Source organism: Variovorax sp. GW458-11-26-14-LB1 (genome assembly GCF_059423965.1).
In genome coordinates, this window is the sequence record NZ_JBWKYW010000004.1 from 147,473 (window position 1) to 160,015 (window position 12,543).

A 12,543-nucleotide genomic window follows, 5' to 3' on the forward strand; every position below is an offset into this window, starting at 1 on the left:
CGGGTCAGTCCGCGGCCGGCGCGCCCACCGCCGCGGGCCACAGCGGCGCACCGCCCGCCTCCAGGTGCGTCAGGTACAGGCGCAGCTCGAACTCGAAGCGGTGGTACTCGGGCTCCATGTGCGTGCACAGTGCGTAGAAGGGCTTGTCGTGGCTCTTCTCGCGCGTGTGGGCCAGTTCGTGCACGACGATCATGCGCAGCCATTCGAGCGGCACGGTCTTGAACAGGCTGGCCACGCGGATCTCGCGCTTGGTCTTGAGCTTGCTGCCCTGCACGCGCGCGATGGTGGTGTGGGTGCCCAGCGCGTGGCGCACCACATGCAGCTTGTTGTCGAACACAGCCTTGGCCAGCGGCTCGGCCTTGCGCATGTACTCGCCCTTGAGCTCGCAGGCGTAGTCGTACAGTGCGCGGTCGGTGCGGATGTCGTGCAGGCCGGCGTAGCGTCCGCGCAGCAGGGCGCCGAGCTTGTCGGCGGCCATCAGCTCGCTCACCTGCGCCAGCAGCGCGGGCGGGTACGCGGACAGGTACTTCATCTGCGGCTCACCCCGCCGTGCGCGCCGAATAGGCGAGCCCCGCCGCCACGCCACCGAGCAGATCGCCCTCGATGAGCGGCACGCCGGCGAAACTCGCGCGCAGCGCCCGCTGGAACGGGCGCAGGGCCGACGAGCCGCCGGTGAGGTAGATGGCGTCGAGGTCGCCGCTGCGCAGGCCGGCGCGCTTCACGCAGGCGTGGGCGCAGGCCACCACGTTCTCGAGCGGCGCTGCGAGCTGCTGCGCCATGTCGGCCGGCGTCAGCGCCGACACCAGCCCCACCTCGATGCACGACAGGTCGATCTGCACCTCGGCATCGCTGACCGAGCCGTTGATCTTGGCCTGTTCGACCTCGCTGGCGATGCGGTGGCCGTGGCGCTCCTCGAGCACCGTCATCAGGCGGTCGTGCAGCTGCCGGTCGCTGTAGCTGGTGCGCAGTTCGCGCGCCTGGCGCACGGCCTTCGGGGCGTAGAGCCAGTTGATCAGGTGCCAGGACGACAGCTCGAAGAACACCTTGCTGGGCACCTCGCGCCCGCTCGGGCCGAGGTGGCGCAGCCCGAGCAGCGGCATCACGCGCTCCAGGTTCAGGCGCTGGTCGAAGTCGGTGCCGCCGATGTGCACGCCGCTGGTGGCCAGCACGTCGTCGGCGCGGTCGGGGCGCGCCATGCGCTCGGGGCCCAGGCGCACCACGGTGAAGTCGGAGGTGCCGCCGCCGATGTCCACGATCAGGATCAGCGACTCGCGCGTGACACGCTGCTCGTAGTCGAAGGCCGCGGCAATGGGTTCGTACTGGAAGGACACGTCGCGCAGGCCGGCCGCACGCGCGGCGTGGCGCATGCTTTCCTCGGCACGCTGGTCGCGCTTGGCGTCGTCATCGACGAAGTGCACCGGGCGGCCGATGACCACGCGCTCGGGGCGCTGCCCCAGCTCGCGTTCGGCGCGCGTCACCAGTTCGTGCAGGAAGCGCGCGATGATGTCCTCGAAGCTGACCAGCCCGTCGTAGACGGCGGTTTTCTCCTGCATCAGCGGGCTGCCGAGCAGGCTCTTGAGCGAGCGCATGAGCCGGCCTTCGACGCCGGACAGGTACAGCGCGATGGCGTCGCGGCCGAAATGCGTGCTGCGGTCCTCGGCGTTGAAGAAGAGGGCGGTCGGCAGGGTGGTGGCGCTGCCTTCGATGGGCAGCAGGCGCGCGGCCTCGCCGGGGGAGGCGTAGGAGACCGCGGAATTCGAAGTGCCGAAATCGATGCCGATGGCCGGGGTGCGTAGGGGATTCATTCAAGCAGGAAATCGGAGGGCCCAAGAGTGTAGAGGGTCGGCCGGAGCGCGCGATAGACTGCGGCCCAATGACCACCCCACCCGGAAGCCGTCGATGCCGCTGTGCCTGACCTTCTTCGACCGGCTCGACGAGCCGGTGCTGCGCAACCACAGCCACTACTGCCGACGTTTCGGCTACCCCCATGCCTGGGTGGAGACCGAGCGCGCCGGGCACTCCGCGCTGCGCGACTGCGCGAAATACGCCGAGATGCTGCGCCGCCTGCGCGGGCTCGACGAGGGCGACTGGCTGCTCTTTCTCGATGGTGATTCGGTGGTGTTCCACCCGGTGGCCGTCGAAACGCTCCTGGAAGGCCGCGACCTGCTCGTGGTGGACGGGCCCAAGGGCCTGCCGCTGTGCAACCTGATGATCCTGCGCAACACGGCGGCCAACCGCGCGTTGTTGCATGCGCTCATCCGGGCGGCGAGCCAGGTCGTCGCGCGCGTCACGCCCCGTCTCGACGCGGCGGCGCTGCTGCAGCCGGCCGGCCTGCTGCCGTGCAACGGGCCCATCGGCGACTGCTATGTGAACGTCTCGTGGCGCATCGCGACCTGGTTCCATGCCCGCATCTTCGTGGTGCACCTGGCGGCCCTGCCGGAGCTGGATGCCGAAGGCCGCGTGATGGAAGAGCTGCTGCACGACGCCAACCTGCAGCGCCTGCTGGTGCGCCGGGTGAACGCGGCGCTGATCGACGGCGAGCCCGTGCTGCCGCCGCCGGCCTACCCGGCGATCTCGGAGGACGCGTATTCGTGCGTCAACCCGCAGGCGTCCATCGCCTTCGTCACGCTCTACACGCACCACATCAACGACTACGCGCGCGTGTCGGAGCACAACGTGCGGCGCTACTGCGAGCGGCACGGGTGCGGCTACCACGTCTACCGCGGCATCCCGGACGAACTCGATCCGTCGATCAGCGGCGCCTGGGTGAAGAGCTGGCTCGTGAAGCGGCATCTCGCGCAGCACCAGTGGGTGGTCTGGATCGACGCCGACACCCTGTTCGTCAACCAGGCCCAACGCATCGAGCCGCTGCTCGAAGGCCGCGACCTGCTGTTCGCCAAGGACATCGGCGCGTGGGACGTCAACTCGGGCGTGATGGGGTTCCGCCACACCGAGCGCAACCTCGAACTGCTCACGCAATTGTGGGAGCGCATCACCGGCGTCGACGACAAGTCGACCGTGTACGCCAGCCAGGGCGACCAGTACTACACGAACGTGGTGCTGGGCGAACACGGCCTGATCGGCGACGCGGTCGTGACCGACCTGCTGAGCATCAACACGCCGCCGCACCTGGCGGGCGACGACAGCCTGCTGGTGCACTTCGTGGGGCTCGGGGAGCCTTACCGGTCGGTGTACATGGCGGACGTCGACGCGCGGTCGAAGCGCCTGGGCTGAGCGGGCGGCACGCGCCGCGCTTCAGCCGCCGAAGGTGTAGGTCGTGGGGTAGCTGTTCGACGCCATCTCGCGCTCGCTGTCGTCGCGGAAGTCGCCGTGGTGCGGGCTGAGCAGATAAAGGTTGCGGTCGGCGCACAGCCGCGCCAGGTCGTCGGCCGATGCGACCTGCAGCGAGAGCCCGCCCAGCGTCAGCACCAGGGGGAAGGGCTCGGCCTGGTGGCGCTCGTAGATGCCGCGGCCTTCGCCGAGGTAGTCGAGCCGGTGGTCGATCACGCGAAAGCCCGTCTGGTAGAACATCTTGCGCGCGTCGAAGTCTGTGAAGAAGCGCAGGTGCGTGAAGTCGAGCAGGCCCCAGTGGGTGTAGCGCCAATGCCCGCGCATGGCGTCGTACAGCATCGGCAGGTTGGACGCGTTCGGCAGGCTGACCAGGATCTGCGCATCCGGCGCGACGATGCGCTTGAGGCCGCTGAGCAGCTGCCAGGGATTGACGAGGTGCTCGAGCACGTCGAACAGGCACACGAGGTCGAAGGGGCGCGTGAGGCCCATCGCGGCGAAGTCGACGTTTTCCACGTCCTGCTCGACGACCTTGTCGAAATGTTCGCGCGCCACCTGCGCCGCCGAGGCGTTGAACTCGCAGCCCCAGAGTTCGCAACCGGGGTGGCGCCGGCGCAGTTCGTGGCCCACGCCACCGGAGCCGCAACCGATGTCGAGGGCGACCGTGGGAGGACGCTGGATCATGTCCAGGCACTCGGGCCTGGGGTTGAACGGGTAGACGTATTCCTTCTTGTCGCGGTCTTGCCAGAGAAAGTCGGTCATGGACAGCGTCCCCGTCGGGTGGGTCAGCCTTCCCGGCGCAGCGCCGGGAACAGGATCACGTCGCGGATGCTCGGCGAATCGGTCAGCAGCATCATCAGGCGGTCGATGCCGATGCCGCAGCCGCCGGTGGGCGGCATGCCGTATTCGAGCGCGCGCACGAAGTCGTGGTCGTAGAACATGGCTTCGTCGTCGCCGCTGTCCTTGGCGGCCACCTGCGCGTTGAAGCGCGCGGCCTGGTCTTCGGCGTCGTTCAGCTCGCTGAAGCCGTTGCCGAACTCGCGACCGGTGATGTACAGCTCGAAGCGCTCGGTGACCTCGGGGCGCTCGTCGTTGGCGCGCGCCAGCGGCGAGATCTCGGTCGGGTGCTCCATGATGAAGGTCGGCTGCCAGAGCTTCTCTTCGACGGTCTCCTCGAAGTACATCACCTGCAGGCTGGCGAGGCTGCGCTGCGAGAGCTTGTCCTTTTCTTCGCTCAGGCCGAGCTTGCGCAGGGCGTTGATGAGCCAGGCGGTGTCGTCCACGCCGTCACCCGCATCGGTGTGCTTGAGGATCGCTTCGCGGATCGTCAGGCGCTCGAAGGGCTGCGTGAGGTCGACGGCCTTGCCGCCGTAGGTGAGCTGCTGCGTGCCCACGGCCTTGTCGGCGATGGTGCGGATCAGCGTCTCGGTAAAGTCCATGAGGTCGCGGTAGTTCCAGTAGGCCGCATAGAACTCCATCATCGTGAACTCGGGATTGTGCCGCACCGAGATGCCCTCGTTGCGGTAGCTCCGATTGATCTCGAACACGCGCTCGAAGCCGCCGACGATCAGGCGCTTGAGGTACAGCTCGGGCGCGATGCGCAGGAACATCTCCTGGTCGAGCGCGTTGTGGTGCGTCTTGAACGGCTTGGCGTTGGCGCCGCCCGGGATCGGGTGCAGCATGGGCGTCTCGACCTCGAGGAAGTCGTTGGCCACCATGAACTCGCGCAGCGCGCTCACGGCCTTGCTGCGCGCGGTGAAGCGCACACGGGCCGATTCGTCGGTGATCAGGTCGACATAGCGCTGGCGGTACTTCTGCTCCTGGTCGGCCATGCCGTGGAACTTGTCGGGCAGCGGACGCAGGCTCTTGGTGAGCAGGCGCAGGCGGCTGACCTTGATCGACAGCTCGCCGGTCTTGGTCTTCATCAGCGTGCCTTCGGCACCGAGGATGTCGCCGAGGTCCCAGCGCTTGAAGTCGGCGTACGCCTCTTCGCCGATGGCGTCGCGCGTCACGTACAGCTGGATGCGGCCGGTGGCATCCTGCACGGTCGCGAAGCTGGCCTTGCCCATCACGCGCTTGAGCATCATGCGGCCGGCCACGCTGACGGCGACGGCCTGTGCTTCCAGGGCTTCCGGCTCGGTGCCGCCGTGCTGCTCGACCAGCGCCGCGGCGCGGTGGCCGGGCTTGAAGTCGTTCGGGAACGCGACCCCCTTGCCTTCGGTCTGCGCCGTGCGCAGCAGCTTGAGCTTTTCGCGGCGTTCGACGATGAGCTGGTTGTCGTCGGCCGTGGACGTGGGAGAAGAGGAGGGCAGTTGTTCGTCGGACATGGGAGGCGTGTGGGGGCGCAGCAAGAAGAGGGAGGGTGTGCGCGGGCCGTGCATTTTAGCCCATCGGCCTTGAGCGGAATCGGCCTGAAGCGCCCGTCAGTTCTGTGAGGATTGCTATCAAAAGTAGAGCTTAACCCTCAACGTTTTCAGCCGTTCGGCGGTGTCGCGGCGTCTGGCGTGCCCGCGTGGCGGTGCGCGATCCGTTGGGCGTCGTGCTGCATCACCAGCGTGCGCAGGCGATCCGGGTAGCCCATGTAGTGCAGCATGAAGCTGTCGCCGTCGTACAGCGCGGGGTGCGAATTGAAGGACACGCCGTCGGAACGCGGCATGACCGCGTCGCCGCCGGCCTCGGCCCAGGCGGCGACGAAGAAGGCCTGGTCACCGCCCGAGGCGTAGACACCGCGCTTGTCCTGCACGGCGTCGATCAGCGCTTGCACGCGCTCCAGGTAGGCGATGCAGGCCGGCGTGTTCGAGAACACCATGAAGCCGCTGTTGAATTCGTAGCCCGACACGTCGCGCGCCAGCGCCACCGGCCGGCCACGCAGCAGGGACGCGAGCGGCCGTGCGCGGTCGTGGATGAGGATGTCGGCATCGACCCACGCGACCTGTTCGTGTTCGGCCAGGTGCTTGAGCAGCAGCCGGGGCTTGATCCAGTTGCCGGCCACGCGGCCCCGCAGGTCGGCGGGCAGGTTGCGGTAGACGTGGTGGGTGTGGCCGTGGTGGTCGGCGTACGCGGCGATGTTGCGTTCCGACAGCGTGGCATAGCCGGCGATGTTGGGCGTGTAGCTGGTCAGCAGGGCGACGGGGCGGCCGGGGTTGCGCACTTCGTAGTCCGGCTGGCCCGTGGGTGCCGGCGGCAGGTCGTCGTAGAGCTGGCCGTCGCGCGCGAGCACCGTGTTCAGGTGCGCGACGAAGAGGCCCCGCACCCGCATGTCCTGGACATCGATGTGGACCGCGGGATTGAACGAGAGCACGAAGGCCGAGACCTCCGGCAGGTAGTGGCCGAAGCGGGCGAACAGCAGGTTGGGGTAGTGCCGGCCGTCGATGAGCTGGTGGTGCGGATGGGCCGCCAAGCCTTCGAGCTCCCGGTGCGCCCAGCGGTCGGTGCCCGCGTCGGGCGCGGTGCGCAGGCGGTCGAGCACGGAAGCCACCAAAGCCGCGGCCTCGGGGCCGGCGCGCAGCATGAAGCAGCTGCCTTCGGGGCGGTGGTTGTGCTCGTTCTCGGCGATCCAGTAGGGCGCGTCGCCGATCACGGTCGGCGCGGGCAGGGGCACGAGAAAGGCCGCGTCGTCGTCCGCGAAGACCAGCAGCGTGCCGTCGGGCGCATCGGCCAATGCCGCGCTCACCACGCTGTACTTGTAGACCAGCAGCGTGCGCGCGCTGTTGTGCGGCGTGCCGATGGCGTGCAGGCGGTGCGCGTAGCCCCAGCGGGCGCAGTAGGCGCGGTGGTTGTCTGCGAAGGCGTCCGCGCCCGCGCGCAGCAGGATCGAGTGGAAGCGGACCGGCGCCGGGCTCATCTCGCAGCGGGCCGTGTCTAGTCGGTGATGCCGGTACGCGCCAGCAGGTCGCTCACCAGCTCCAGCCGCATCAGCGGGCTGTCGAGTTCCATCAGGCGCTGCTTGCGTTCCAGCTGCATCGGCACCAGCTCGCACCAGCGGTTGGCCACCCAGCCGCAGTCGTCGAGGCGGTAGGGCGCGCTGATCGGCAGGCGCACGGTGTCGCCCTGCGCGTGGCGGCGCTCTTCGAGGGTGTCGATCAGGCGGCGCAGCGCGGTGGCGGTGTGGCGCAGGTCGTCGGGGATCTCGAGGTCGACATCGTCGGCGACGGCGTCGACCTCGGCGATCCACAGGCCGTGCTTCTGCAGCTCGCTGCTGCGCACGCGAAAGCGCTGCGTGCCGACGCATTCGATCTGCAGCAGGCCGCTTTGCGGCGCGTCGAAGGTGCGGATGTCGGCGAGCGTGCCGACGGCGGCAAAGCTTTCGGCTTCGGCGCCAGCCTTGCGCACCTCGGCGCCGCTCGTCAGGCTGACGACGCCGAACGGGGTGCCGGCCTTGCGGCACTTGCCGACCATGTCGAGGTAGCGGACCTCGAAGACACGCAGCGGCAGCAGGCCGCCGGGAAACAGAACCGTACCGAGCGGAAAGAGAGGAATGCGCACGTTGAAAGGGCCGGGCCAGTCGCCGCGGTCAGCTGGGTTGAAGGATCAGGTTGAGGACGGTCGCGTGTTCGGGCCGCAGTATCCCCTGCATCTGGAACGCGTGGCGCGCGTGGTTGAGCAGGTTCAGGATCGACTGCTGGCACTCGCCGGCGCTCTGGCCCCAGCGCGTGTCGACCTCGGACAGGGCGCTGTGCGCCGCGCGATGCAGGTCGACCAGGTGGGCCAGCGTCTGGGGCATGTCGCCGGGGTTGCGGTACAGCGTCAGCAGCTGTTCGCACTCGCGGCCCCGCAGGCGCGGGAAGACCAGCGGCAGCAGGCGCCGGTAGATGCGGTCTTTCGAGGCGTAGAGCCGGTCGCGCGGCAAGGTGCGGGAGGTCATGCCCGGGTGGATGCGGTAGCGCGTCAGTGGCTCGGGCAGGTTCGCGAAACGCGCGCCGTGCAGCATGCAGTCGACCCAGAACCCGAGGTCGTCGACGGCGTAGAGGTTGGGGTCGAACTGCAGCCCGTGCGCGCGGTAGAAGTCCAGCCGCCCGGTCGTGCTCTGGTTCGCGAGGTAGTCGTAGCCCTCCACCATGCGGGCCTTGATCGTCGCGTCGTCCAGCGGCAGGCCGGTGACGCCGGCCTGGTCCTGGAAGTGCTCGAGCTGGCTGCCGACGACGGTGACCGACGGGTTGCTTTGCAGGAACGCGACCTGCTTGGCGAAGCGCTCCGGCGTGGCGCAGTCGTCGTGGTCGACGCGCGCCAGGTAGGTGCCCCGGGCCATCGCCATCGCGAGGTTCATGTTGGCCGGCAGGCCGACGTTGCAGGCGTTGCGGTGCCGCCGGATGCGCGGGTCGTCGAAGGCGGCCAGGCGCTCCCAGGTGCCGTCGGTGCTGGCGTCGTCCATGACCAGCAGCTCGAAGTCGGTGAAGGTCTGTGCCTGCAGCGACTGCAGCGTCTCGATGAGGAACTCGCCGCTGTTGAAGGTGGGGAGCACGACGCTGAGCAAAGGCATGGGGTTCCGTAGGGCGGTGTGGCCGGGGGCGAGGCTTGTGGTCCAGAATCGGAGCAGTCGCGCGCGTGCGCACCTCCCTGCCCATCCGACATGTTGTACCAGATACCCTCGTTTCTTCTCGACGTGATCGTCGGCCTGCTCGGCGGCGCCTGCCTGCTGCGCCTGTACATGCAATACCACCGCGTGCCCTTCGGCAATCCGCTGGGGCGTTTCGTGTTCGCCATCACCGACTGGATCGTGCTGCCGCTGCGGCGCATCGTGCCCGCGGTGAAGCGCTGGGACCTCGCGAGCCTGATCGCGGCCTGGCTGCTGGTGATGCTCAAGTTCCTGGTGCTGTGGCTGCTGGCCGGCAGCCTGGCGCGGATCACGGCGCTGCCGCTGGTGTCGCTGGTCGGCCTGCTGCAGCTGGCGGTGTCGGGCCTGACGGCGCTGCTGGTGGTGTACGCGGTGCTGTCGTGGATTCCGGGCGCTTCGCCGATGCTGCTCGACCTGATCTCGCGCTTGGCCGAGCCGCTGGTGCGGCCGTTTCGCCGCTTCATTCCGCTGATCGGCGGGGTCGACCTGTCGCCGCTGGCCGCCATCGTGGTGCTGCAGGTGGTGGCGATCGTGCTGGGCAACCTGCTGGTCTTCGCGTTCCGGCTCGGCGCCTGAGGACGTTCACTCCAGACAGCAAAACGCCCGCATCGCCTTTCACAGCGTGCGGGCGTTCAGGCCGAGGCCTGAGCTACGGTGAAGGTCAGAGCACCGCGTCGGCCGGCTGGCGCAGCAGCATGGCCAGCGTGCTGGCGATGGTCTTGCGCAGTTCGCGGCGGTCGCTGATGAAGTCGATCGCGCCCTTGGTCTGCAGGAACTCGGCGCGCTGGAAGCCTTCGGGCAGCGTCACGCGCACGGTCGATTCGATCACGCGCGGGCCGGCAAAGCCGATCAGCGCCTTGGGCTCGGCGATCACCACGTCGCCCACGAAGGCGAAGCCGGCGCTCACGCCGCCCATGGTCGGGTCGGTCAGCACGCTGATGTAGGGCAGGCCCTTCTTCGCCAGGCGCGTGAGCGCGGCGTTGGTCTTGGCCATCTGCATCAGCGAGAGCAGGCCTTCCTGCATGCGCGCGCCGCCGGTGGCGGTGAAGCACACGAAGGGCACCTTCTGCTCGATGGCGGTCTCGACGCCGCGCACGAAGCGCTCGCCGACCACGCTGCCCATGGAGCCACCCATGAACTCGAACTCGAAGCAGGCCACGACCACGCTGATGCTGTGGACGGAGCCGCCCATGACGACCAGCGCGTCGGTCTCGCCGGTGTTTTCCAGGGCTTCTTTCAGGCGCTCGGGGTACTTGCGGCTGTCCTTGAACTTCAGGGCGTCGACCGGCAGCACTTCCTGGCCGACTTCGTAGCGGCCTTCGGCGTCCAGGAACGCATCGAGCCGGGCGCGGGCGCCGATGCGGTGGTGGTGGCTGCAGCTCGGGCAGACGTTCTGGTTGTGCTCGAGGTCGGTCTTGTACAGAACGGTCTCGCAGGCCGGGCATTTGATCCACAGGCCCTCGGGCACCTGGCGGCGCTCGGACGGGTCGGTTTGTGCGATCTTGGCGGGTAGCAGTTTTTCAAGCCAGCTCATGGGGGCTCCTTGTGAGGGCAGTGATTATCGACCAGCCGCGTTCTTGGCTGTGGCGGCCGGCAGGGCGTCGAGCGCCTCGCGGATGCCGGCCAGGAATTCGCGCACCGTGGGCACCACGTTTTCGCGGGGCTGGTCTTCGATGAGTTGAATGATCTTGGTGCCGATGACCACGGCGTCCGCCGCCGAGCCGATGGCCTGCGCCGTGCGCGCGTCGCGGATGCCGAAGCCCACGCCGACGGGGATGCTCACGTGCTCGCGGATGCGCGGGATCATGCGCCCGACCGCCTCGGTGTCGAGGTGGCCGGCGCCGGTCACGCCCTTGAGCGACACGTAGTACACGTAGCCGCTCGCGATGCGCGCCACCTGCGCCATGCGCTCGGGGGTGCTGGTGGGGGCCAGCAGGAAGATCAGGTCGATGCCGGCGGCTTTCAGGTCGGCGGCGAAGTCCTCGCACTCCTCGGGCGGGTAGTCGACGACCAGCAGGCCATCGACGCCGGCCGCGGCCGCGTCGCGGATGAAGGCCTTCTTGCCGTGCACGAGGTCGTAGCGCTCGACCGGGTTGGCGTAGCCCATGAGCACGACCGGCGTGGTCGTGTCCTTCGTGCGGAAGGCGGCCACCATGGCGAGCACCTGCTTCATGCCGACGCCCAGCGCCAGCGCGGCCTCGCCGGCCTTCTGGATCACGGGGCCGTCGGCCATCGGGTCGGAGAAGGGCACGCCCAGCTCGATCACGTCGGCGCCCGCCTCGACCATGCCGTGCATGAGCTCGGGCGTGATGTCGGCGAAGGGGAAACCGGCGGTGACGTAAGGGATCAGTGCGCGACGGCCTTGCGTTTGCAGGGCCTGGAACTTGGCGGCAATGCGGCTCATCACTTGCCTCCCTTCACGCTCAGACCGCGCATCGAGGGCCGGTCGTAGAAATCGACGCCCGACAGGTCGGCGACGGTGCCGATGTCCTTGTCGCCGCGGCCCGAGAGGTTCACGAGGATGGACTGGTCGGGGCGCATGGTCTTGGCGAGCTTCAGGGCGTAGGCCATGGCGTGGCTGGATTCGAGCGCGGGAATGATGCCCTCCGTGCGGCACAGGTAGTGGAAGGCTTCGAGCGCCTCGACGTCGGTGATGCCGACGTACTCGGCGCGGCCGATGTCGGCCAGGTAGGCGTGCTCGGGGCCCACGCCCGGGTAGTCGAGGCCCGCGCTGACGCTGTGCGTCTCGGTGATCTGGCCGTCGTCGTTCTGCAGCAGGTAGGTGCGGTTGCCGTGCAGCACGCCGGGGCTGCCGCGCAGGATCGAGGCGGCGTGCTTGCCGCTGTCCAGGCCTTCGCCGGCCGCTTCCACGCCGATGAGGCGCGTGCCCGCGAACGGAATGTAGGGGTGGAAGATGCCGATCGCATTGCTGCCGCCGCCCACGCAGGCGACCACCACGTCGGGCTGCTTGCCTTCCGCTTCGCCGGTGATGCCGTCGGCCGCGAGCATGGCGGGCATCTGCGCGATGCACTCGGTGCCGATCACGCTCTGGAAGTCGCGCACCATGGTCGGGTAGGGGTGCGGGCCCGCCACCGTGCCGATGATGTAGAAGGTGTTTTCGACGTTGGTGACCCAGTCGCGCATGGCCTCGTTGAGCGCGTCCTTCAGCGTCTTGCTGCCCGATTCGACGGGCACGACGGTCGCGCCCAGCAGGTTCATGCGGTAGACGTTGGGGCTCTGGCGCTTCACGTCCTGGCTGCCCATGTAGACCACGCATTCGAGGCCGTAGCGCGCGCAGATGGTGGCGGTGGCCACGCCGTGCTGGCCGGCGCCGGTTTCGGCGATGACGCGGGGCTTGCCCATGCGGCGCGCGAGCATCGCCTGGCCGATCACGTTGTTGATCTTGTGCGCGCCGGTGTGGTTGAGGTCCTCGCGCTTCAGGTAGATCTGCGCGCCGCCCATTTCGCGGCTGGTGCGCGCTGCGTGATAGATCGGCGAGGGGCGGCCGACGAAGTGCTTCAGCTCGTAGTGGAACTCGGCCAGGAAGGCCGGGTCGTCCTTGAACTTCGCATACGCGTCGCGCAGCTCGTTGATCGCGTGGGTGAGCGTTTCGCTCGCGAAGGTGCCGCCGTAGGGGCCGAAATGGCCGCTGGCGTCGGGTTGCTGGTAGTCCTGGAATTGGCTTTGCATGGTTCTCGATC

12 protein-coding genes are annotated in these 12,543 nt (G+C 68.5%); 2 read left to right on the forward strand and 10 right to left on the reverse strand.

Annotation, left to right across the window (positions count from 1 at the left end; genetic code table 11):
• Nucleotides 1-4: 4 nt before the first annotated feature.
• Nucleotides 5-532, reverse strand: coding sequence for a YgjP-like metallopeptidase domain-containing protein (locus AC07YS_RS04615; protein ID WP_495268092.1), 528 nt, complete (start codon nt 530-532; stop codon nt 5-7).
• 7 nt (nt 533-539) lie between these two features.
• Nucleotides 540-1,805 (reverse strand): Hsp70 family protein, encoded by a 1,266-nt coding sequence (locus tag AC07YS_RS04620; protein WP_495268091.1) that lies wholly within the window; start codon nt 1,803-1,805, stop codon nt 540-542.
• Between the two features lie 94 nt (nt 1,806-1,899).
• Between AC07YS_RS04620 and AC07YS_RS04625 the strand changes: the two genes are divergently transcribed.
• Nucleotides 1,900-3,234: a galactosyl transferase GMA12/MNN10 family protein gene (locus AC07YS_RS04625; RefSeq protein WP_495268090.1), complete on the forward strand. Its 1,335-nt coding sequence runs from the start codon at nt 1,900-1,902 to the stop codon at nt 3,232-3,234.
• A gap of 21 nt (nt 3,235-3,255) precedes the next feature.
• Here AC07YS_RS04625 and AC07YS_RS04630 read toward each other — a convergent pair whose 3' ends face one another.
• From AC07YS_RS04630 to AC07YS_RS04650, 5 genes are all read right to left on the reverse strand, one after another.
• The gene (locus AC07YS_RS04630) at nt 3,256-4,050 is read right to left on the reverse strand and encodes a class I SAM-dependent methyltransferase (protein ID WP_495268089.1); all 795 of its coding nucleotides are present in this window, start codon (nt 4,048-4,050) and stop codon (nt 3,256-3,258) included.
• A 23-nt stretch (nt 4,051-4,073) separates the two neighbouring features.
• Complete coding sequence (lysS, locus tag AC07YS_RS04635) at nt 4,074-5,615, reverse strand: lysine--tRNA ligase (protein WP_062475499.1); 1,542 nt, start codon at nt 5,613-5,615, stop codon at nt 4,074-4,076.
• 146 nt (nt 5,616-5,761) lie between these two features.
• Nucleotides 5,762-7,132, reverse strand: coding sequence for a glycosyltransferase family protein (locus AC07YS_RS04640; RefSeq protein ID WP_495268088.1), 1,371 nt, complete (start codon nt 7,130-7,132; stop codon nt 5,762-5,764).
• A gap of 17 nt (nt 7,133-7,149) precedes the next feature.
• Nucleotides 7,150-7,773, reverse strand: coding sequence for an LON peptidase substrate-binding domain-containing protein (locus tag AC07YS_RS04645; protein ID WP_495268087.1), 624 nt, complete (start codon nt 7,771-7,773; stop codon nt 7,150-7,152).
• A 28-nt stretch (nt 7,774-7,801) separates the two neighbouring features.
• Nucleotides 7,802-8,767, reverse strand: coding sequence for a glycosyltransferase family 2 protein (locus tag AC07YS_RS04650; RefSeq protein ID WP_495268086.1), 966 nt, complete (start codon nt 8,765-8,767; stop codon nt 7,802-7,804).
• 90 nt (nt 8,768-8,857) lie between these two features.
• Between AC07YS_RS04650 and AC07YS_RS04655 the strand changes: the two genes are divergently transcribed.
• Entirely contained in the window at nt 8,858-9,418 is a 561-nt protein-coding gene (locus AC07YS_RS04655; protein WP_056572059.1) for a YggT family protein, read from the forward strand.
• A gap of 85 nt (nt 9,419-9,503) precedes the next feature.
• Here AC07YS_RS04655 and accD read toward each other — a convergent pair whose 3' ends face one another.
• From accD to trpB, 3 genes are read right to left on the reverse strand one after another with little or no spacing between them, the layout of a single operon-like run.
• Nucleotides 9,504-10,376, reverse strand: coding sequence for an acetyl-CoA carboxylase, carboxyltransferase subunit beta (gene accD / locus AC07YS_RS04660; RefSeq protein ID WP_062475492.1), 873 nt, complete (start codon nt 10,374-10,376; stop codon nt 9,504-9,506).
• Between the two features lie 24 nt (nt 10,377-10,400).
• A complete protein-coding gene (trpA, locus tag AC07YS_RS04665) occupies nt 10,401-11,246 on the reverse strand; it encodes a tryptophan synthase subunit alpha (RefSeq protein ID WP_495268085.1) in 846 nt (281 codons plus the stop codon).
• Nucleotides 11,246-12,532 carry a tryptophan synthase subunit beta gene (gene trpB, locus AC07YS_RS04670; RefSeq protein WP_062475486.1) on the reverse strand — a complete coding sequence of 429 codons (1,287 nt, stop codon included), beginning with the start codon at nt 12,530-12,532 and terminating at the stop codon, nt 11,246-11,248. Before trpB ends, trpA begins: the two co-directional genes overlap by 1 nt.
• Between the last annotated feature and the right edge of the window lie 11 nt (nt 12,533-12,543).

Coding starts and splice junctions, on each gene's coding strand:
- AC07YS_RS04615 (WP_495268092.1), bottom strand. CDS start 532: ATGAAGTACCTGTCCGCGTACCCGCCCGCGCTGCTGGCGCAGGTGAGC.
- AC07YS_RS04620 (WP_495268091.1), bottom strand. CDS start 1,805: ATGAATCCCCTACGCACCCCGGCCATCGGCATCGATTTCGGCACTTCG.
- AC07YS_RS04625 (WP_495268090.1), top strand. CDS start 1,900: ATGCCGCTGTGCCTGACCTTCTTCGACCGGCTCGACGAGCCGGTGCTG.
- AC07YS_RS04630 (WP_495268089.1), bottom strand. CDS start 4,050: ATGACCGACTTTCTCTGGCAAGACCGCGACAAGAAGGAATACGTCTAC.
- lysS (WP_062475499.1), bottom strand. CDS start 5,615: ATGTCCGACGAACAACTGCCCTCCTCTTCTCCCACGTCCACGGCCGAC.
- AC07YS_RS04640 (WP_495268088.1), bottom strand. CDS start 7,132: ATGAGCCCGGCGCCGGTCCGCTTCCACTCGATCCTGCTGCGCGCGGGC.
- AC07YS_RS04650 (WP_495268086.1), bottom strand. CDS start 8,767: ATGCCTTTGCTCAGCGTCGTGCTCCCCACCTTCAACAGCGGCGAGTTC.
- AC07YS_RS04655 (WP_056572059.1), top strand. CDS start 8,858: ATGTTGTACCAGATACCCTCGTTTCTTCTCGACGTGATCGTCGGCCTG.
- accD (WP_062475492.1), bottom strand. CDS start 10,376: ATGAGCTGGCTTGAAAAACTGCTACCCGCCAAGATCGCACAAACCGAC.
- trpA (WP_495268085.1), bottom strand. CDS start 11,246: ATGAGCCGCATTGCCGCCAAGTTCCAGGCCCTGCAAACGCAAGGCCGT.
- trpB (WP_062475486.1), bottom strand. CDS start 12,532: ATGCAAAGCCAATTCCAGGACTACCAGCAACCCGACGCCAGCGGCCAT.